Genomic DNA, 20,059 nt, shown 5'->3' with positions numbered 1-20,059 from the left:
TATTGAAAGGATCTGCCATTTGGAACACTCGATTGAGGAGGGATGGCAAAGTTTGGAAGCAAGCGGCATGGAGCACGCCGTCGATGCGAGGTGTGGTACAGGGATGCGAAGCGGCTGGGGCGGGAATTGTTGGAGCGAATGGGGTTGTCAGAATTTCCGTGTTCAAGGCGGGTTGAGATTCACACGGATGGTCGAACGAATCGATCCTCGTAGAGGATAGCGAACTGGTTCATCGCCGTCTTCCAGTCATGAGCCGCACGCCCCCAATCGGCAGTGATGTTGCGCAGTGCCAGCCAGATGAGCTTGGTGGCAGCCTCGTCGGTCGGGAAGTGTGCTCGGGTCTTGATGATCTTGCGCAGCTGCGAGTTGATGTTCACGATGGCGTTCGTAGTGTAGATGACCTTGCGAACCGCCGGCGGAAACGCGAAGAATGGAATCACACGATCCCAGGCGTTGCGCCACGCCGCACTGACCGTCGGGAATCTCTCGCCCCATGGCCCGTCGGCAAAGGCATCGAGTTCTGCCTGAGCCGCTTCAGCGCTCGGCGCGGTGTAGATCGGGCGAATCACGGCGGCTAATCCTCGACGGTCTTTCCCGCTCGCGTAATCGAGGCTGTCGCGGATCAAGTGAACGATGCAGGTCTGCAGCGTGGTCGCCGGAAACACGGCGGTCAGCGCCTCGGGCATGCCTTTGAGGCCATCGGTCACGGCGATCAGGATGTCGTGGACGCCACGCGTTTTGAGGTCGTTGAACACCTTCATCCAGAACTTGGCGCCTTCGGTGCTTTCGATCCACAAACCCAAGATATCGCGTGTGCCGTCCGGTCGAACACCCAGTGCAAGGTAGATCGCTTTGTTGCGGACCACGGCGTCTTCGCGAATCTTGACCCGCAGCGCATCAAAGAACACGACCGGTACATCGGCTCGAGCGGCCGTGTTTGCCAGGCGGTCACTTCGCCATGACCTCGTCGGTGACCGAGCTGATGAAATCGGGCGAAACCTCGGTGCCGTATTGCTCCTGCAAAAATCCCTGGATCTCGCGCACAGTCATGCCCCGGGCGTACATGGCGACGATCTTGTCGTCGAAGCACGCGAAGCGTCTATCGTGTTTGGGAATCAGCAGAGGTTCAAAGCTGCCGTCGCGGTCGCGAGGCACCTCGATACGGATCGGGCCGTCCTCGGTCAGGACTGTCTTGGCGCCCGTGCCATTGCGCTGGTTGGTCACGGCGCTCGGCTTGGCAGCGCCTGGCGGGTAGCCGAGATGGCGACTCATCTCGCCACCCAGCGCCCGCTCGATCAGCGCCTTCTTGAGGGCCAGCGTCGCGGCATTGATCGCGTCTGCGGTCATCGGGCCGTTGCCGAATTGCTCAAGCAACTCGGCGGGAATGGCCGGCAGGTCTACCGGTTTGGCTTTCGGTTTGCGAGGCATACATCCTCCTTCGCAGCATCATATGCCTTGAACACGAAATTACTGACAGGCCCTGGAACGGCGACTGCAGTGACGCACTCGCACTAGCCAACCAATCGGTCGGCTTCGGCGGCACCGGCGGCAGCAAACCCTGCTGAAACGGTACCTGCGGCAGAAAACCCTGCTGAAGCTCCTGCGACTTCGGCGGTACCGGCGGCACCAAACCCTGCTGAAGCTGCGGTGGCTTCGGTGGACGCGCCGGCATCCCCGCCAGTACTCCGCCGGACGCGGGAGGCGCCGTTCGCGCGGTGGGCACTTGAGCCACTCCATTGCTCAGTCGGGCGAAAGCCGTCTGCATGCCCCCGGACGTTCCACTGATCCTTCCGATAGCCGTGTCATTCTCCTAACGAGTTGGGCTGCTACTTCGATGATGTCCCCGACACCGGATGCGATCCAGATCCATGCAAAAAGCAACGCAATCCGAAGCGACGGTACTAACCGATGACCCATCTGGCAACCGGCGACCTTCGGCATCGCCTTCCTCCCCAACACGTGCCATATCATTTGGCATGTGATATCGCCTTTGCCTCGACACCGACATTTGCAAGCGTCAGCTGATCCCGCACCTGGTCGATAAAAATGCCTGCCATCAATGCGAGCATCAGGACCGACAACGCGCCCTTCACCGGTTGCGCTAGCGAATGCAGATCGATTTTCTGCGAGACCTTGCCCGCGAAGCCAAAACCGATATCTATCAGTAGCAGCAACACGATCATCGGTGTCGCAAGCTTCGCGACCATTTCCATCAAGGAATCCGTCTTCGCCAGCACGAACGATTCGATCAGCTTGACGCTCACCGGCGCGAGATCGTCGATCGGCCACCAGGAATATGAATCGTAAACCGCACCGAGCAAAAACGTCACGCCTCCGAGACACCAGAACGCAGCGATCGCAAACTGGCTCAGCAGCGCCGCCGTCAATGAGGTTTGCTGCCCCAGGCTAGGGTTTTGCATTTGTATTTGGTTGAAGCCTGTCAGATCGTCGACATACGTGCCCACCGATTCCGCGGCCCAAAACACCGTAGATGCCGCGAAACCCAGCACCAGGCCGATCAATGCCTCCTTCAACCCTATGCCTGCCAGGATCATCGAATCGCCTTGCCCGAGCAGACCGCGCTGGCCGAATGCAACGAACGCTCCCCAAAGCAGCGCGAGCGCTGTCCGCAGACGCCCTTGCAGCACATTATCCGACGTCGGCGGAAACATCATCATCAACACCATCAGCCGCTCGCTGCACAGGCCGAGGACAACCAGATAGCGGACCAGATCATGACCGGATTCGATCGACGCATAGCTCAATTCATTCATCGCTTTCGCAGCAGGAAACAGACAATAAAATAGACAACCGCCAGCCGTTCGCCCACTCACACTCGCATGCGGCGTGGCATTTCAGATATCTCGTCATCCTCTGCATCCTCGATTGCGAGCTCCAGGTTTCGAACCAGCCTGTCTCGACGTATCACATAGATATCGATCCGAGCCCGGTTGCGCAGAATTTGCGCGCGCGCGTCGACGATCCGCGCGGCGTTTTCGTCGAGCGCAGCCTGTGCATGATCCGCCTGCGCCTCCAGCGCAGCATGCCGCTCCGCCGCATGGGCGCGGAAATCGCGTAACTTCAACAGATCGTCTGCGCGGAAGCGCACGCCGCGCAACATCGCGTCGATCTTGCCGTCATGGCCCGCGAGTTCGGCCGCCTGCAGATCGGCCGCATCGCGACGCACTGCAAGTGCATCGGCCAGCATTGTCGACTCGCCCACCAGCCCCGTCAGCGCGGAATTCAGCTTCCGGTCCTGCTGCTGCCGACGCGACAGCACACGTTCGAACGCGATAACCTTTCTGTCTTTCATCTCCCCCTCCGCATGCACCGGCTACGATTGAGCCAGTTCGTACAACATCGCGATCGTGTCCTGCGGGTCGACCAGATTGTCGGTTGCCTGCCCCAGGAACGATCGGATCGCATCCACTTTGGCAATCGCCTCGTCGGCCAGCACATCCATCCCAAACTGGTATTCGCCCACCTGCAGCAGCAGCTCGACTTCCTTATGCTTCGCCATCAACCGACGGATATGCGCTGCAGCCGCAACTTGCTCGCGATCGACGATCTGGGACATCACCCGCGACAGACTGCCAAGCACGTCGATCGCTGGATACTGGTTCTGCGCAGCGATTTCGCGCGACAGGATCATGTGGCCGTCCAGAATCCCGCGCACCTCTTCCGCAATCGGGTCACCACCCGACTCGTCCTCAGCGAGCACCGTGTACAACGCCGTGATCGAGCCATGCGCTGACCGACCGGCGCGCTCGAGAAGGCGCGGCAATTCAGCGAAGATCGACGGCGGAAACCCGCGCCGGGTCGGAGGTTCGCCCATCGCGAGCCCGATCTCACGCTGCGCGCGCGCAAAGCGGGTCAGCGAATCCATCATCAGCAGCACACGCATGCCACGGTCACGGAAATACTCGGCAACTGCGGTGGCCGCGTATGCTGCCTTCGCACGCTCGATTGACGACCGGTCGGACGTCGCGCAGACAACCACCGAGCGCGCCATGCCCTCCTCGCCGAGAATGTCCTCGACGAACTCGCGTACCTCGCGGCCACGCTCGCCGATCAGCGCGATCACGTTAATGTCGCAGCGCGCACCGCGCGCAAACATGCCCATCAGAGTGCTCTTGCCGACGCCAGCCGGTGCAAAGATGCCCATCCGCTGCCCTTCGGCAAGCGTCATCATCCCGTCAACGACACGCACACCAGTCGGCAACGGCGTATCGATTACCGGCCGCGACATCGGATCGGGCGGGTCCGCGATCACCGGTTGCCATTCGTCACAGTCGAGTTCGCCCTTGCCGTCAATCGGCTCGCCGAGGCTATCGATCACCCGGCCGAGCAGCCCATTGCCGATGCGCAGCGACAGCGGGCGTTTCAGGCCTATCACGCGCGTCGCACGCGACACGCTGCCCAGACGCCCGAACGGCGACAACAACGCGATATCGCGCGAAAAGCCAACCACTTCCGCGCGCTGCATCAGCTTGCCCTCGGGAGAACGCAGTTCGCAGAGTTCCCCGAGCGTTGCGTCGAGGCCGGAAACCCGCAGCAGCGTGCCCACCACCTCCTGTACTTTTCCGTAGGCGGCCGGCGCGGGCCTCGCGCGAAACTCGCGCTCGATCGCATTCATCAGGTTGCTGAAGCCGCCATTCCGGTCTCCCCAGCCATCGGCGGTGTCCAGAATCACGGCATCCTGTCGAGCGTCGATACGGTCGATCATGTCGCTTGCCTCCTGTTCGCAAATGCATGTCATCCATTGAATGTCGAGAACGAGATTTCGCCGTCCCGGCCGACATCCTCGTACACTTGTACTTCGGATCGACAGTACTCCGGACCATCCTCTATCCCGGCCGGCCAATTGCCCTCCATGCAACCATGCTTGTCCTCGGCATCATCCAGCGCGATGCCGGTTTCCGAATCCGGCAATACCTGCAACTCGTCTTCGAACTCCGCCTCGGGAACTTGCTCCATCGCACGTGTCAATGCCGCGCGCATCGCACCAAGCTGCTGTGGCAGGCTCGCATCCAGTGCACCGAGATCCGTCTCGATCACACATGCACCGCGTTCGAGCGTCGTATCGCCGCTCGGCAACAAGCGTACCGCGATGCCGGCCTCGCGCCACCGCCGCGCGGCATCGTCGAATGCGGCTCGCGCCGCCGGCAGGTCGGCCGGATGCACGGCGAAACGGACGGGGCTGCCATCTGCGACAATCTGCTCGATCGTGCTAGCCGCGCGCGCAAAGAGCTCCGTCGAATCCACGGTAGAGACGATCTGCTCGACTGCAAGCGCGACTAGCTGCGCCAGCCGCTCGCGGCGACGGCTGCCAAGCGTCTGAGCGGCCGCGTGTGCGCGCATCGCGCGCTCCTGCCACTCGGAAAGCCCCTGCTCGAAACCGGCCTCGTAACCGAGCGTTGCCGCGCCGTCGTATTTGCGCCGTGCTGCGGCTAGGATTCCGGTGGCCTCGGCCGTCGCTGCCTCGACGATAGCTCCTGCTTCGATGCGAGCCATCTGGATGGCCTCCTCGCGTATTTCTTGCAATTCGACATACGCGGCATCGACGTCGACCAGCGTCGAGAGTTCGCCTGCACGCACGATGTCATCGGCACCGGCACCGGCACCGGCACCGGCCCCCTCTGCCTTCGGATTGCGCAACCAGATCACCATGATCGCTCCGGAAACAGTACGGGCAACTGCGCGAGGATCGACCAGCTTGGGCTTCCGTCCGGCATCACGGACAGTAGCTGCTGCGCAGCAGACTCGGGCAATACCGGCATCGCGAGTTGCAACAACGCAAGCGGGCCGTCGGGCGCCCATCCGCACTCCCGCTCGAACAGCCTGAATCCCGACCACGCGAGCGCGTCGCCATCGACTGTGCTCAGCGTCGGCCGACGGCCCAGCGGCGTCACGCCGGCCACCAACAGGCGCTGTGGGCCAATCAAGAGCCGCCTGCCGTGTGAGCCGATCCAGCCATCGAGCACCTGACGACGCGGCCGGTCGATCCACGTACGCACGTCATCTACGCGATCGAGCAGCGCGCGCAACCGGAACAACGAAAGGCAGTCGGCCACTGGCAGCACCGCAAGCGCGGCGGCAGGGCCAACGAACGAAGCGAGCGGCGGTACCGGCAGGCCGGCATCGACCAACCACGCATCCGCCAGCGCGGCTGCCTCCCCCATGCTTCTGCCTTGCAGGTGCTTAGCGTATGGGATCGCGGAAAGTCGTTCTGGATGCATCCATTCGAACAGTTTTCGCCGGCAACGATGATGTTCGAGGATACGCGCGGCGATCGTGGCATGCGCCTCATACGAGGGTTGCTGAAAATCTTCGCCGGCTGCGACCGCTGCGCCCGATTCCTCGCCGATTCCGGTCACATCGCCTGCCAACTCGTCCTGGGCGTTCATTTCCGTTTCGCTGACGCGCCCCCGTCATGCCGCGCTCTTGCGACTGGGCATGCGCAGCTTTGCAATCACATTGCTCTTGCCGCGCAGCATCCACAACGCACCGGCAATGATCAACAACACGACGCCGAACGCCGTCCCCGCGATTAGCCGCGAGTCGCTTGGCCGGTCGAATTTCGTGCCGATATCAAGCGTGTCTGCCGGCACGGACGTCACGCTGACCTGATCGTAGGTCAGCCCCTCGATACTATGTACGACGAGATTCTTGATAGCCGGCGTCAACGTCTCGACGCTCGCATCCGGCCGATACTTGATGAAAACTGCGGCCGACGACGGCTTCACCGACTGTGCGAGCGGATCGTTGTTCGGAAGCACGATCTGCACCCGCGCAACGACCACACCGTCGATCTTCGACAGCGTATCGTCAAGCTCCTGCGACAGCCCATAGATGAATCGCACACGCTCTTCGGTCGGCGTCGATACCATGCCGTCCTTCTTGAACAATACGCCAAGATCGTCGTACTTCTTGCGCGGTAGACCTCGCGAGCGCAGGACCTCCATCGAGCGGACCATCTCCCCGTTACCCACCTTCACTGACCAGCTCTTGCCGCCATCTGGTGTCGCCTTCTCGGCGTCTACGCCAAACTGCTGCAGCGCCGCGACCATTTCATTACAATCGGCCTCGTTGAGTTGGCCGTATAACTCCTGCTTGCATGCAGCGAGTGCAATTGTCAATACGGCCACGAGCAGTCGGCGGCGCCAGCGCAGCGGCAACGGGTTTTGGATGAGGGTCGCAGTCATGTCACTGATTCTTCATCAGGGTTTGCACAGAGTCTTTCGACGACTGCACGGTCGCCATTTTCACTTGCATATCTGCGTTCAGGCTGGCGAGTTCGAGCTGGACCGTCATGTCCGCCGCGGCTAATTTCTCCATCGGCAGCGTACTCGCATGCTGCGCCATGTACACAACGTCGTTCGGCACCATCCGGTAATAGTCGGCCTGATCCTGGATCGCCCTCGACACGACATCGACGCGTTCGCCGTGATGCACGCTTTGTGCGGCATAAGGACTCGCGTGCTCCATCGTCGCCTGGAATTTGTCGATCAGAGCCTGCGGCGCAAGCGCAGCCTCCGGCGCCGCCGATTCGGCCAGACCAGTGACGCTGTAATGTGCCTCCAATGCCATCGCCATGCTCATGTGCACTCTCCAATGAGGCCGATATCAGATCCGCAAGTACTGCATCGCCATCAACATGTCATACGTCGACGACGGCTGGAATGCGCCGGCCGTTGTCGCATTGGCCGCCTCTCCCATCTGTTCGCCGCCGTGCTCCTCTAGCTCGAGGATCGACTCCGGGGGCACGAAGCGGCCACCGCGCCGCACCGAAGCGGCCGCCCGCTTCAACTCGTCGCCCGCCAGTAGAAGCTTGCCGAGGCGGTGTACGCTCTTGTCCCCGACGCCTGCAAGGATCTCGCGCACCTCGTCCTGCCACCCGAACTCAGTGCGGACAGCCAGACACTTCATCAACATGCCCTGGCTCGCCGGCAAACAGACCGATTGCCGCACCTGGCTGCGGAACAGCGCCTCGGCTTCGCTCCATTCGTCCCGGAGCATTAACAGCCAGCCGTCGAAAAAGGAAAATTCGACGTTCCCTGGGCGCAATAAATGCAGCATCGAAACAAGATGATCGATGTCGTCGATATCCACGCCGGCGTATATCCCATGATGCGCAAATGCAGCACCTGTCAGATCCACGAGCGAGCCGACAACCGCCGCCGGACACGGAGACCGGCTCTCTGTAACGTCCATCCGTTTTCCCCAAATGGCAATCAGATTCGATTCAGTGCGCAATCCTTGCGCGCTCTGTCACCGCTACGTTACGCAAAGGCGAGTATGCGCCGCCCGGTCCGCACGAAGACTTACACCGAATTGCGAAGCAGCAGCCAAACCGAACCATGATCTCCCGGAAACCTGCGCCCGTCGCGCGCGCGCCAGCCGCCGTCCCGCGCCACGGATCGCGCCCATCGCTTCGGCGCAAGCATCCCGGCTTCGCATCCGCGCCGACAGTTCGGCTCGACCGTCAGTAACGTCATCCATGCATGTGCGCTCCGGCAGCACGCCTTCCACGTCAGCAGAGGACGTTCGCCATGAGCGACGAGAAAACTGAAGAGCCCTCCAAGAAAAAACTCAACCAAGCCCGAGAAGACGGGCAAGTCGTGAAAAGCAGCGATCTTGTGGACGCCACGACGCTCGGTGCGATGGTTGTGTCGCTGTCAGCCGGCCAACATTACCTACTCGACACACTGCGCTCGATCGTGCGAAGCACGATCGATTTCTCGAGCGGTGACCGGACGCTGCAGAGTCTGTCGCTCACGCTTTCGCACATCGGCCTATATGCCGCGGCCATTCTGGGTGGCATATCGGCAATCACGCTGTCGACGGCCTTTCTTGCACTGGTACCGCAGACAGGCCTCGCAATCTCGACCAAGGCGCTGGAGCCTAAGCTAGATGCGATCAACCCCGGAACTGGTCTACAGAAAATATTCGGCGTGTCCGCGTTGATCGACCTCGCAAAGATGACGGTGAAGGCCATCGTGCTCGTCGCGGTGATGTGGCAAACAATCAAGTCGTCGATGCCGATCGTTGCGAGTTCGCTCCAGCAGACGCTGCCGCGCCTTTCCAGCGTACTGTGGTCCGTCGTTTTGCATGTAGCGACCGTTGCGCTCAGTGTGTTTTTCGTGATCGGTTTGATGGACTACAAGATCCAGCACTGGCAGTTCATTCGGAAAAATAGGATGTCGAAGGACGAAGTCAAACGCGAGTCCAAGGACAGCGAAGGCAACCAGGAAATCAAGGGCGAACGCAAGCGACTGGCCCAGGAAATGACCAAGGAGGAACCGAAGCGCGGCATGCGCCGCGCGAACGTGGTCGTGGTGAACCCCGTCCACTACGCGGTCGCGCTTCGCTACGATCCGGTCGAATGCCCTGTTCCCATCGTGATTGCGAAAGGGCTCGACGGCGAAGCGCTCTTGCTACGCCGCTACGCAACCGAATGCGGTGTGCCCATCGTTGCGAACCCGCCCGTCGCCCGGATGCTGCATAAGGTTCCGGAAAGGCATCCGGTTCCCGAGGAGCTTTTCGAAGTCGTGGCTACCATCCTGAAGTGGGTCGACGGCCTCAAACTCAAGCCCTCGTGATAGGAAATGAAACATGCTCAAGTCTTTCAAGCTCAAGTCTTTCAAGCTGCCCGGTGTCGGCGAAATCGGCATCACGATACTGCTGATAGCGATCGTGTCCTTGATGATCCTGCCACTACCGCCCATGATCATCGATGCGCTGCTGGCGATCAACATCACGATCAGCGTTACGCTGCTGATGGTCACGATGTACGTTGGCCATATCGCATCGCTGTCCGCATTCCCGTCCGTCCTGCTGTTCACGACGCTCTACCGGCTGTCTTTAAACATCGCGTCGACGAAATCGATCCTGCTGCACGCCGACGCTGGTGACATCATCGAGAGCTTCGGCGAACTCGTCGTCGGTGGTAACCTCGTGGTTGGCCTCGTCGTTTTCGTGATCATCTCGGTGGTGCAATTCATCGTGATCGCGAAGGGTTCCGAGCGCGTCGCCGAAGTGGGTGCGCGCTTTACGCTGGACGCGATGCCCGGCAAACAAATGAGCATCGACGCAGACCTGCGGGCAAACATACTCACGCCCGATGAGGCGCGGCGCAAGCGCACGCGGCTCGCGATCGAAAGCCAGTTGCATGGCGGCATGGACGGCGCGATGAAGTTCGTGAAGGGCGACGCAATCGCCGGCTTGATGATCACAATGGTCAATATCATTGCAGGTATCGCGGTGGGCGTCGCCTATCACGGAATGTCTGCCGGCGAAGCGGCGAATCGCTTTTCCGTGCTATCGATCGGCGACGCGATGGTGTCGCAGATCCCGTCGCTCCTGATATCGGTTGCCGCCGGTGTGATGATCACGCGTGTGGACGAGGGCAACGGCGATTCCGGCTCTTCGCTCGGTGAGGACATCAAGCGCCAGTTCGCGAGCAGTTCGCGCGCGCTGTACTTCGCGGCGCTGCTCCTGATGGGATTCGCGGCAGTGCCGGGCTTTCCCGCTCCGCTCTTCCTCCTGCTCGCCGCCACGCTAGCCTTTGCCGGTCATCGACTGCAAAAGACGCAGGGCGGTCACAGAGCCGGCAGCGGCAAACCCGTCATGTCGCTGCAGCGCGCTGGCGCGAAAGGCGAGGCACCGTCGATCCTGCCGCGTCCGCCCGCGTTTACCTGCCCGCTCGGTGTCCGCCTGTCGACAGACCTTAGTCGCAGGCTCGACGGCGACTCGCTCGACAATGCGTTCGACGGGCAGCGTGCATCGCTCCAAGCCGAGGTCGGCCTGCCATTTCCAGGCATCATGATGTGGACCGACGCAACCCTTCCTGAGGACACGTACGAAGTAATGATCTTCGATGTTCCCCACGGCCGTTCGACGGTGGCCGAATCGGTTGCTCGGGCCAAATCCGCAGGAGGCAACGCGAAAGAGCCGACGCAGGAAGCCGTAGTCGCGGAACACACCATCTACCTGCTGCGCAAGCATTCCCATCTGTTCCTCGGGATCCAGGAAGCGCAATGGATTCTCGACCAGTTGAACGAAGACTATCCGGGCCTCGTCACTGAGGTCCAGAAGGCGCTCCCATTGCAGAAAATGGCCGATGTCCTGCGACGGCTACTCGAAGAGCAGGTACCGATCCGAGACATCCGCAGCATCACGGAGAGCCTCATCACCTGGGGACCGAAGGAAAAAGACATGCTGATGCTCACCGAGTACACGCGCATGGAGCTCGGCCGGCTGATAGCCTACCGTGCCACCGGCGGCGGCACGCGTGATCTGCAGGCCGTGGTAGTCGACGTCCAACTCGAGCAACATATTCGCCAGTCGATCAAGCAGACACCGACCGGCAACTTCCTCGCGCTGCCGCCCGACGAGATCGAAGAGCTCGTTGCCAAAATCTCGGACATCGTCGGCGACGCGGCACAGGAGCAAATCGCGCTCGTGGCGTCGATGGACATCCGCCGCTACCTCAAGCGAATGATCGAGACGCGCCTCGGCTGGCTTCCCGTCTATTCGTACCAGGAGCTGGGTTCGCACGTCAATCTGCAACCAGTCGGCCGTCTGGAGTTATAACCGGAATCCCCAGCAACCATGCATACCGACTCGCATCACCGTGTCCGGATCATCCCGGATTCGTCCACACGTCCGGCGCAGACGTCCGCCACGGCGCCGTCGCATCCACGTCGCCATGCCGAACACTTTCGCAAGCTGCTCGCCCAAGCGGCCGAGCCGCCCGGTTCCGCTAACCTGCCCGGACCGCCGCAGCACGACCCTGTCACGCCGCCGCCGATTGACGTGCCGACCACTCCCCGGCAGCCGGTGTTCATCGCACAGCTTAGTGACCAGCCGGAGCATGTGCCAACGGAGCCGCAGCGCGAAGCCGACGCGTCGCATCGGACATTCGGCGCACTTGATGTCGATCGACCGCATGACACCGACACAGAAGGATTAGCGACCATTGTCGCTTTGAACGACCGATCGCCTATAGATGAAATACGCGCTGGGGCGCGCAACGAGTCTGACGATGAATCTGACGACAGTACCCGTAATCGATGCGGCGTCGCCTGCGCACGGACGGATCGCTATGCAGGCATTCACGCCGACATGCCGCTTGCGATAGCGCCGCCGGCACCCGTAGCCGACGCTCGTTCTACCGACGCAGGAGCCGGCAAGCGCATGATCGATGCAATCGTCCGGAGGATCGGAAACTTTTGCTCGAATCCGGTCGTCCTCAGCCAAGGCAACTGGCATCTTTCGGTTCCGATCGATACCGAACCTCTGCAGAACTGCACGGTCGATATCACGATTTCGCGTTTCGACCTGACACTTCGTTTTCAAACGGCCGATCTCGCCTCGGCCCAGCTAATCTTGAGGCATCAAACAACGCTTCGCGACAACCTAACGCAGGCCATGTACACGCCAATCGACCGCCGGTATGGCATCGAGATCATCGTCAACTGACCTGAAATGAACACACCACAATCGCACGGTGCGCAGCCAGTGGTTTCCCTCGATCCGGCCCGCTTGCCTTCGTTCGCCGCATCTACGGCTCGGCAGCATCGGCTCGCGGTTGACGAGCGTCTCGAGGCCGCACTTGCTCACACGCACGGCTTGACCGGCTGGACGATCGCGACACACAACGTCATCGCTTCCGATCGTGCGGCGATCGTGCAACTGCGCTGGTGCACACAGCTCGCATCTGTGCGTATCGACATCGCACAGCATCCCGAGCTCACCAGCGTCTTCTCGCCGCATGCCGGAAAAAATGCGGCGCTGCGGCATGCGGTCGGCGCACTGCTGCTCGCCCCACTAGCCCGGGCATTCGAATCGCTAGGCATTGCCGGCGTTGACGTCGTGGCGGTTGATCGCGCGCCGGACGCAGGCGCGCAATCCTGCTGTTCTTTGACATTTCGGCTGGGCGAGCGCCGCATCGACGCGACGCTCGAGCATATCGACACCGGCTGGCTGGATGCGCTCGAGCGTTTCGTCGATCGACAGTTCACGCCGTATGCGCAGCGCGTCAGCGAGATCGTTATACCGGGCCGCGTGACGATCGGGGAAAGGATGATGAACGTCACCCAACTCGACTCGCTGCGCGAAGGTGACGTCATCCTCCGCTTCGTCGCGCAGCATGTCACTGCCATGCTGCGGCAGGCCGCAGGGCCGGCCCAGGTCGAGCTTGCGTGGGGATGCTACGGCACCCGGCAATTGCGCGCGAAGGTCGACATGACCCACCAGTCACTCACACTCATCGAGGATCCCACCGTGAGTCACGACACGAGAATCAATGCCCCGCTCACCGACTCTATCGATTCCCCGGTCGGAATCAGCGATCTCGACCTACCGTTGAAACTCGAAATCGATACCGTTTCGATGCCTGTTGCCCAGCTATCCGCACTCCGCGCCGGCTACGTGCTCGAATTGCCGACCCAGATTCCGGACGCGCGCGTACGCCTCGTCACGTACGGCCAGACGATCGCCTTTGGCGAACTGGTCAGCGTAGGCGACCATCTCGGGGTTCGTCTTACCCAACTGCCGCGCGGCCATGGTTCAATTCAGTGACCTCACAGGGCTGCTGCTGACGGTTGTCGCAATCAGCCTCATTCCGTTCGTCGCGATGGTTGCGACCTCCTACGCGAAGATCGTGGTCGTGCTCGGGCTGCTGCGCAATGCGCTTGGCGTCCAGCAGGTTCCGCCCAACATGGTGCTCAACGGCATTGCGATACTCGTATCAGCCTATGTGATTGCGCCGATAGGAATCCAGGCGATGGACACAATGCAGAATACACGTCGTATGCCCACGGCCGATTCGTCGACACTCGTCCTCAGCGTGTTCGACGCTGCTAAGGAGCCGTTCCGTCAGTTCCTGAAAAAACACGCGGGCGTCCGGGAAAAGCGCTTCTTCGTCCACTCGGCCTCACTGATCTGGCCCAAGGACATTGCATCGAAACTGCAGGAAAACGATCTGATCGTGCTGGCGCCGGCTTTCACGCTCACTGAAATGACCGATGCCTTCAAGATCGGATTCTTACTATACATCGTCTTTTCGGTTGTCGATATCGTCATTGCGAACGTCTTGATGGCGATGGGTCTGAACCAGGTCCAGCCGACCAACGTCGCCATTCCTTTCAAGCTGCTGCTGTTCGTCGCGATGAACGGATGGTCGGCACTGGTTCACGGCCTCATCATGACCTATCGCTAAGGCAATGCCATGGAAACCGATACCCTTGTCCGCGTGACTACCGAAGGGCTAATGCTGTGCCTTTCACTGTCGATTCCTGCCATCGTCGTCGCTGCGGTGACAGGCCTCGCCGTGTCGTTCATCCAGGCGATCACGTCACTGCAGGACCAGAGTATTTCCTCCGCCGTCAAACTCGTCGCCGTGGTCGTCACACTCTTCGCAACGGGCGCATGGGCGTCTTCGTCAATACTTCGCTTTGCTAATGAAATTATCACTTTGGCGATACCGTCATGAACTCCCGTATCCGTGGTAATCAGGGCCGTCAAAATCATCAGACCGACGAGCTCGCGAACGAGTCGCACGCCGAGCAAACGCATCAGTCGGGCGCCTTCGCGCGCATCAAGATTCAACATACGAAAGCGCAGCGCGCACGGATGCTGCACAACAAGATGTCTGCCGCCTTCTGGAAGGGAAAGTCCTTCATCGGCACGCATCGGCAGCCGTCGGCAGTCTCGCAGAAGTTAGCGAAGCTCGGCCAGCGGCCCCGGGCCGATATGTATGGCAAATGGCGCGCGAAAAGCGGCGAGGGGCACGATCATGCACTGAATCTCGTCGGCTCCGAACAAGAACGACATCGAGAAGGCGACCGGCAGCAAGGTCATCACGAACGCGAATGCGAGCGAGAGCAATCACGCCAAGGTCAGGAACACGGCCGCAATCGCGGCGGTGACCACCCACAGCAGCAAAGTCAAAAGCAGGGTAAAGGACAAGACGATCGGCAGCCGCGCCAGCAGAATCCGGGCGACCGCAAGCGCACCGGTAGCGTTCACGCGATCAAGCCGGGCAAGATGCGTGCACTCTCGCCGCATACACTGCCCAGCCCGATGCAGCTACTGGCGAAGGCAAACAGCGGTGCACCGGACCTATCGTCGACGTTGGCGATCGCAGGAACGAAGGCGGCACTCGATCTCCTATCGAAAATGCCGCACGACGGGCCGCTTCTGCTCGTCCCATATCTGCTCAAGATGATCGCTCCGCTAAGCATGGTGAAGAGCCGGCAACCCGCGCGACTGCAGGCGTACCGGAACGCGGCGCTGGCGTCCGCGCCTAGCGACGGGCGTGCGCCGGTCACCGCGAAACTGCATGCGCTGTCGCTTGACGCGTTGCTCGCACGCCGCGACTCCAGCATCGACTATACCGAAGGCGAGCAATCGATCGCGATGGTCCGGCAGCGCATTCTGGACATCGTCAACGGCACGTCTCAGCCCGCGGATTCTCCCTCGTCAGCTTCGGATTTGGTGTGAAAAATTCGCTCTCCTACGTCTCTTCTACACGGCTGAACCTACACTGACATTGACGGTTGCTGCTGGCGAAACGCCAGCGCGAAGGAAAACCGAGCACTTCGGCCATCATTGGATCAATGGGAACGACGTTTATGAAGGCGCTTCGAGTACTGACAGGAACTCACGCCGGAGCCCATATTCCGCTCGCGAGCGGAGTCTTCCGGATAAGCGGCGACGACGACGCGGACATCTGCATCTCCGACTGGACCGTCGACGAAGTGAAGCTGGTAATCGACGAAAGCGGCTTGTCGTCTATTGAGTCGTCAAACCTCGATAAGGTGTTGGTTGCGGATTTCGTCGCGGTGCCCTTTGGCGACGTCGTGTTCTGCGTCGGCCCGGACGGTGCCGACTGGCCGCGCGATCTTGACCTGCTGGCAGGCCTGTGGAAGACGGCCGAACCTGCGGCCCTCCCACCGATCGCAGCAGACGCCCAGTGCGAATGGGACGACACAAACGCACCGGCACCCCCCACAGGATGCCGCGAGCCTTCGCCCGAAGCAGAAGCAAAAGCAGAAGCCGGCAAGCCTGGGTTCAGGTCAACGCTTGCGATCCTGGCCGCATCCCGCAAAATGGACTGGCGCACGACGGCCGCCGCGCTCATATGCACGGCTGGTGTCGGCACGCTTGGTGCAATGTTCGCCGGCGCGCAGTCGAGCGAAGCTGCGAACGTGAAGCCGGATCCGATTTTTCTGGCGGGGGAAGTCGACGGCGCGTTGCATCGCGCCGGTTTCGTCGATTTGCACGCACTGCCCCACAAGGACGGCGTGGCAGTCGAAGGCATCGTGCCGCTGAACGAGGATGGCACCAAGGCACAGCAGATCATGAATGCATTGGCCCCCGGCAAGGCTCGGCGCGCGTATGACGTTGCGCAGCAGGTAGTCACGAACATTCAGCAGTCGTTGGCAGGAACGGGGGCAACCGTCAGCTATGCCGGCCACGGCGTATTTCACGTCACCGGCAACGTACGCGCAATGACGACCTTCCGGACACTGATCGCCGGTGTCCGCGCCGACCTAGACCGCAACATCAAGCGTATCGACATCGACGTCAAGGAAACCAAAGCGCCGACCGCCGACGTCGAATTTACCGAAGTTGTCGCGACAGGCGGGTTGCGCTATATCGAGACACCGGACGGAACCAAGCACCTGTTCGAAAGCAATAGTGTTGACGAAGACAACTGAAAACCGAAGGAACCAACATGTATGACGCATTGACACCTCTCACCCAGGATCTGAGCACGCTCGACGTGGTGCTCGACGCACCCGACAGCGCACAGCGGATCGCTCGCATCGCCGCGGCATTCGATGAGACCGCGCGCCGCATCAGCCAGGCGACGCAGATGGCTAGCAGCAACGGCGAGCGCACCGATCTGCAGAAGCTGTACCGGGGCATGATTGCCGCTCGCCGCATCGTGCTTTCACTGCAGGAGCGGCACGGCGCTTCGACATGATTACCTAACAGCGATTGTGTAGTTTACCCACCCGGAAGGGTCACCAAGTAGTCAGCAGCACGTTCCCCAGACCTTCAACAGGAGTTGCGATTATGTCTTCTACAGCAGCAGCAGGTGTTCAGCAGGCCGGTGCCCAAAGCGCAGACATGGTCGGCCAAATGCAGCAAATGGCCGACCAGAACAATGCCATGACGATGGCATCGATGATGATCAACATGCAACAGCAGACGACATCTGCGTTGGCATCGGTTGGTAACAACGGGGTGAAGAACATCGCCGACGCGGCGAAGGGGCAGTAAGGCTACGATAGTCTGCGGATGGTCCGCGCACCTGTCGTACCGTATGACGCTTGCGGAAGCGGGAGGCACGGCCTCCCTGCTCCGCTTTTTTTATTAAACCCTTTTCGGTATGGAGAGCCGATTCCATGAGCAGGGAACGCTTCACCGGGCTGATCCATGAAATTTGCAATGTGGTTGGGCTACCCGACGCAAAATATATCGTAGCGACCCAAGCGCTGGAAGTCGAGGGCTTCGACGTCCGCCTAGAGAATTACGAAACCGACCCGGACTCGCTCTATGTGTGTTTCCACTTCGGTGCGGTCACTCCGGGGCGAACGCTAGTCGTATTCCGCCTCATGCTCGAGGCCAACCTGCTGATCTACGCGCAGGACCAGGCCCAGCTGTGCCTCGATTCCGACACCGGATCCATCGTGCTGCTGATGCGCGTGCCGATGACCGACGACGTGTCAGGCGAATTTCTGGCGGACGTATTCGCGCATTACGCGGAGCACGGACGCTATTGGCAGAAGAACATCCTCGAATCGGGCGACGAGATGTTCGAGGGCATCGCATCCGGCAATTTCATGTGGCTGCGCGCCTGACGGGCAGCGCCCCATTCCGCGCGGCCACCTGCGGTTACACCGCTATGCGGCGATGCGGGGGACCAGCAGCATCAACCGCAGCGACGCGCCTGGACGATCCGGCGCATCGCGCGGCGTCGTCACCAGCAGTCCCTCGCCGAGGGCAACACTTCCGTGGACGCGTCGATGGTCGTCGCTGCCGTCCGAATGCCCGATATCGACGCTCAGCTCGATCATCGCCCCTGCGGTATTGCCGTGCACCGTCGGCCTGACCGACAGCCACAGATCCCGCGACGGATCTTCGGGCTCGCCCGCCAGTTGTTCCTCGTGCCGGTCCAATACGGCCGGCGAGCGGTCCTGTGTCAAGAGCGTCCTAGAGACATTCATCGCCGCGCGGTGCGCGATCGCGAACCCGCGCAACCTGTCGATCAGCATGCGACCGCCGTCGGGAACGATGCAGACGCTCGCTTTCACGCGATCACCGTCGTCACCGAAGTGTCGTGCAAATGTCGCTGGCAAGCCGTCCTTGAGCGCACGCAATTCGTCAGCGTCGACGTCGACGACCCAGGCCTGGATCGACACGACGTTCGGCAGAACATCGATATCCTTCACAAGCGCTTCGTCCGCCGCGATCCGCCACGGCACATCACGCACCAGCAGCGAATTGGTTCGCGCATCAGCCTCGATCACCGGCAACGGGCGTCCGAGTTCGATCAATTCAGGCACCGCGCCTCCAGCCGCGTCTGTCTGGTGTGGCCGGAACCGGTGGCGCAACAACGTCCCGGCGCCGGGGATCACAAACCTCCTGCCATCGACGATACGAACATCGTCGGCAGCGCTCGCATGGGTCAGCCTGAATATACGAACCGCGGTCAGCGTACTCGAACCCGCATCGCGCTCAAGACGATCGCTCGTCGCATGAATGCGATTCACGTATGCAACCGGGCCAGTTACGTTGACCGCATGCGTATCGGCGTCGATCGACAACGGAAAATGCGCGTCAGTCAGGCCGGCACCGGTCAACGCGGCAACCAGCGCATTCGGCGTCAGGACCTGAGGCCGCAACGCGAGCGAGATCTGTGCCGCCGCCGGCGATATGCGCAGCACCGCGCCGTCGTACCACCAGACAAAACCGAACTCACTTCCCAGCGTATCGAGAAAGCGTACCGGCGCCATTGAGAAACGTCCCGCGACCACCCCGTTCAGCGGGCCATCGACGCTTACCGGCTGATTCTGCGCTGACGCAAACGCGTTCAGAACGTCAACGACGTTCGCGCCTGTCGTCGCGTAATCGAAGTTGCCACGTGTCCAGTCGACCGACGCCGCCGCGGACTCCGTCATCGGCAACACGGCGATCAGCACCGCTACGATGCACCGGCCCACCGACCCGCTGAACGACCGATCAAGCATTCTGCGCGGAAAACTGCTGAACAACGATGTTGGCGTCATGACGACTCCCGCACGAACGAAGGGGCTTCGTGCTGCGCGTCAGTCCCCGGAGTCAATGTCAGCCGATAACCGGTCGCATAGACGGACTGGATGCTCCATCGAACACCAGCGGCCTTCAAGCTAGCGCGCAACCGGCTGACATACATGTCGACGGAGCGGCTCTGGACCGATGCGCCCCAGCCCCACACGACGCTCATCAGGTCCTGTCGCAGCACGACGGCCCCGAGATGCCGCGCGAAATGCCACAATATATCGAACTCCTTCGTGCCTAGTGTGTGTGCGACACCGCCGACGACCAGGGCACGCCCCGACTGGTCGAGCACCGCATCTTCCACGAACATCCTGCGGCCGCCGATGTTCGCCGATGAAAACCGTCGAAGCAGCGCACGCATGCGTGCGAACAGAACGTCGCGATCGTACGGCTTGACGAGATAATCGTCCGCGCCCGCATCGAGAATCTTTACGATGTCGGACTCTGCCGAATGCACGGTCTGGAATATCACCGGCATCGTCGATTGCGAACGCCCGCGGATCTTGTGCAGCAGCCTGTCACCGCTGACGCCCGGCAGGTCCCAATCGAGGATCGCGAGATCCGCCCAATTGTCGGCCAGGAAATGCTGCGCCTCGAGCCCATCATGGAACGCGTCGACGTGGTAGCCCTCATTCCTGAGCCACGCGTGGACGAGCGCATGGTGAGCGATGTCGTCCTCAACGAATAAAATGCGTATCTGCTTTCCCGCAAGCGATTTCATAAT

21 protein-coding genes and 1 pseudogene are annotated in these 20,059 nt (G+C 61.1%); 11 read left to right on the top strand and 11 right to left on the bottom strand.

Going from position 1 to position 20,059, the window contains the following annotated elements; translation table 11 throughout:
• Nucleotides 1-179: 179 nt before the first annotated feature.
• From G3O00_RS16140 to G3O00_RS16100, 9 genes and pseudogenes are all read right to left on the bottom strand, one after another.
• A pseudogene (locus G3O00_RS16140) lies at nt 180-1,428 on the bottom strand (IS256 family transposase).
• A 539-nt stretch (nt 1,429-1,967) separates the two neighbouring features.
• Nucleotides 1,968-2,774, bottom strand: coding sequence for a type III secretion system export apparatus subunit SctT (gene sctT, locus G3O00_RS16135; RefSeq protein ID WP_206143584.1), 807 nt, complete (start codon nt 2,772-2,774; stop codon nt 1,968-1,970).
• 56 nt (nt 2,775-2,830) lie between these two features.
• Nucleotides 2,831-3,313: a type III secretion system protein gene (locus G3O00_RS16130; RefSeq protein ID WP_206143583.1), complete on the bottom strand. Its 483-nt coding sequence runs from the start codon at nt 3,311-3,313 to the stop codon at nt 2,831-2,833.
• A gap of 21 nt (nt 3,314-3,334) precedes the next feature.
• Nucleotides 3,335-4,636, bottom strand: a complete 1,302-nt coding sequence (gene sctN, locus G3O00_RS16125) for a type III secretion system ATPase SctN (protein WP_241025171.1) — start codon at nt 4,634-4,636, stop codon at nt 3,335-3,337.
• A gap of 119 nt (nt 4,637-4,755) precedes the next feature.
• Nucleotides 4,756-5,670, bottom strand: coding sequence for a type III secretion system stator protein SctL (gene sctL, locus G3O00_RS16120; protein ID WP_206143581.1), 915 nt, complete (start codon nt 5,668-5,670; stop codon nt 4,756-4,758).
• Nucleotides 5,664-6,407, bottom strand: coding sequence for a type III secretion protein HrpB4 (locus G3O00_RS16115; protein WP_206143580.1), 744 nt, complete (start codon nt 6,405-6,407; stop codon nt 5,664-5,666). Before G3O00_RS16115 ends, sctL begins: the two co-directional genes overlap by 7 nt.
• 24 nt (nt 6,408-6,431) lie before the next feature.
• Nucleotides 6,432-7,205: a type III secretion inner membrane ring lipoprotein SctJ gene (gene sctJ / locus G3O00_RS16110; RefSeq protein WP_206143579.1), complete on the bottom strand. Its 774-nt coding sequence runs from the start codon at nt 7,203-7,205 to the stop codon at nt 6,432-6,434.
• Nucleotide 7,206: 1 nt separating this feature from the next.
• A complete protein-coding gene (locus G3O00_RS16105) occupies nt 7,207-7,602 on the bottom strand; it encodes a serine kinase (RefSeq protein WP_206143578.1) in 396 nt (131 codons plus the stop codon).
• Nucleotides 7,603-7,626: 24 nt separating this feature from the next.
• On the bottom strand, nt 7,627-8,214 hold the full coding sequence (locus G3O00_RS16100) for an HrpB1 family type III secretion system apparatus protein (protein ID WP_206143577.1): 588 nt from the start codon (nt 8,212-8,214) through the stop codon (nt 7,627-7,629).
• A 338-nt stretch (nt 8,215-8,552) separates the two neighbouring features.
• On the opposite strand from G3O00_RS16100, the gene sctU reads away from it, so the two are divergent.
• The 11 genes from sctU to G3O00_RS16045 all read left to right on the top strand — a co-directional run bounded on the left by sctU (nt 8,553) and on the right by G3O00_RS16045 (nt 17,876).
• Nucleotides 8,553-9,602 carry a type III secretion system export apparatus subunit SctU gene (gene sctU / locus G3O00_RS16095; protein ID WP_206143576.1) on the top strand — a complete coding sequence of 350 codons (1,050 nt, stop codon included), beginning with the start codon at nt 8,553-8,555 and terminating at the stop codon, nt 9,600-9,602.
• 13 nt (nt 9,603-9,615) lie between these two features.
• Complete coding sequence (locus G3O00_RS16090) at nt 9,616-11,595, top strand: FHIPEP family type III secretion protein (RefSeq protein WP_206143575.1); 1,980 nt, start codon at nt 9,616-9,618, stop codon at nt 11,593-11,595.
• An 18-nt stretch (nt 11,596-11,613) separates the two neighbouring features.
• A complete protein-coding gene (gene sctP, locus G3O00_RS16085) occupies nt 11,614-12,483 on the top strand; it encodes a type III secretion system protein SctP (protein WP_206143574.1) in 870 nt (289 codons plus the stop codon).
• Nucleotides 12,484-12,489: 6 nt separating this feature from the next.
• Nucleotides 12,490-13,584, top strand: a complete 1,095-nt coding sequence (sctQ, locus tag G3O00_RS16080) for a type III secretion system cytoplasmic ring protein SctQ (RefSeq protein ID WP_206143573.1) — start codon at nt 12,490-12,492, stop codon at nt 13,582-13,584.
• Nucleotides 13,568-14,224 (top strand): type III secretion system export apparatus subunit SctR, encoded by a 657-nt coding sequence (gene sctR / locus G3O00_RS16075; RefSeq protein WP_206143572.1) that lies wholly within the window; start codon nt 13,568-13,570, stop codon nt 14,222-14,224. Before sctQ ends, sctR begins: the two co-directional genes overlap by 17 nt.
• A gap of 9 nt (nt 14,225-14,233) precedes the next feature.
• On the top strand, nt 14,234-14,497 hold the full coding sequence (gene sctS / locus G3O00_RS16070) for a type III secretion system export apparatus subunit SctS (RefSeq protein ID WP_206143571.1): 264 nt from the start codon (nt 14,234-14,236) through the stop codon (nt 14,495-14,497).
• The gene (locus G3O00_RS16065; RefSeq protein WP_206143570.1) at nt 14,494-15,507 is read left to right on the top strand and encodes a helicase; all 1,014 of its coding nucleotides are present in this window, start codon (nt 14,494-14,496) and stop codon (nt 15,505-15,507) included. The genes sctS and G3O00_RS16065 overlap by 4 nt, the downstream gene beginning before the upstream one ends.
• Before the next feature lie 56 nt (nt 15,508-15,563).
• The gene (locus G3O00_RS16060; protein WP_241025169.1) at nt 15,564-16,727 is read left to right on the top strand and encodes a secretion protein SctD; all 1,164 of its coding nucleotides are present in this window, start codon (nt 15,564-15,566) and stop codon (nt 16,725-16,727) included.
• Between the two features lie 17 nt (nt 16,728-16,744).
• Nucleotides 16,745-16,996 carry a type III secretion system protein gene (locus G3O00_RS16055; protein WP_206143569.1) on the top strand — a complete coding sequence of 84 codons (252 nt, stop codon included), beginning with the start codon at nt 16,745-16,747 and terminating at the stop codon, nt 16,994-16,996.
• A gap of 92 nt (nt 16,997-17,088) precedes the next feature.
• The gene (locus G3O00_RS16050; protein ID WP_241025168.1) at nt 17,089-17,295 is read left to right on the top strand and encodes a hypothetical protein; all 207 of its coding nucleotides are present in this window, start codon (nt 17,089-17,091) and stop codon (nt 17,293-17,295) included.
• A 125-nt stretch (nt 17,296-17,420) separates the two neighbouring features.
• Nucleotides 17,421-17,876, top strand: coding sequence for a CesT family type III secretion system chaperone (locus G3O00_RS16045; protein ID WP_206143568.1), 456 nt, complete (start codon nt 17,421-17,423; stop codon nt 17,874-17,876).
• A 42-nt stretch (nt 17,877-17,918) separates the two neighbouring features.
• On the opposite strand, the gene G3O00_RS16040 is transcribed toward G3O00_RS16045, so the two are convergent.
• Together G3O00_RS16040 and G3O00_RS16035 are read right to left on the bottom strand one after the other, a co-directional pair.
• Entirely contained in the window at nt 17,919-19,304 is a 1,386-nt protein-coding gene (locus G3O00_RS16040) for a secretin N-terminal domain-containing protein (RefSeq protein ID WP_206143567.1), read from the bottom strand.
• The gene (locus G3O00_RS16035) at nt 19,301-20,056 is read right to left on the bottom strand and encodes a response regulator transcription factor (RefSeq protein ID WP_206143566.1); all 756 of its coding nucleotides are present in this window, start codon (nt 20,054-20,056) and stop codon (nt 19,301-19,303) included. The genes G3O00_RS16040 and G3O00_RS16035 overlap by 4 nt, the downstream gene beginning before the upstream one ends.
• Between the last annotated feature and the right edge of the window lie 3 nt (nt 20,057-20,059).

It is taken from the genome of Burkholderia sp. Ac-20384 (genome assembly GCF_017104605.1).
GTDB classification, from domain to species: domain Bacteria; phylum Pseudomonadota; class Gammaproteobacteria; order Burkholderiales; family Burkholderiaceae; genus Burkholderia; species Burkholderia lata.
This window is presented reverse-complemented; position numbering and strand designations above follow the sequence as displayed.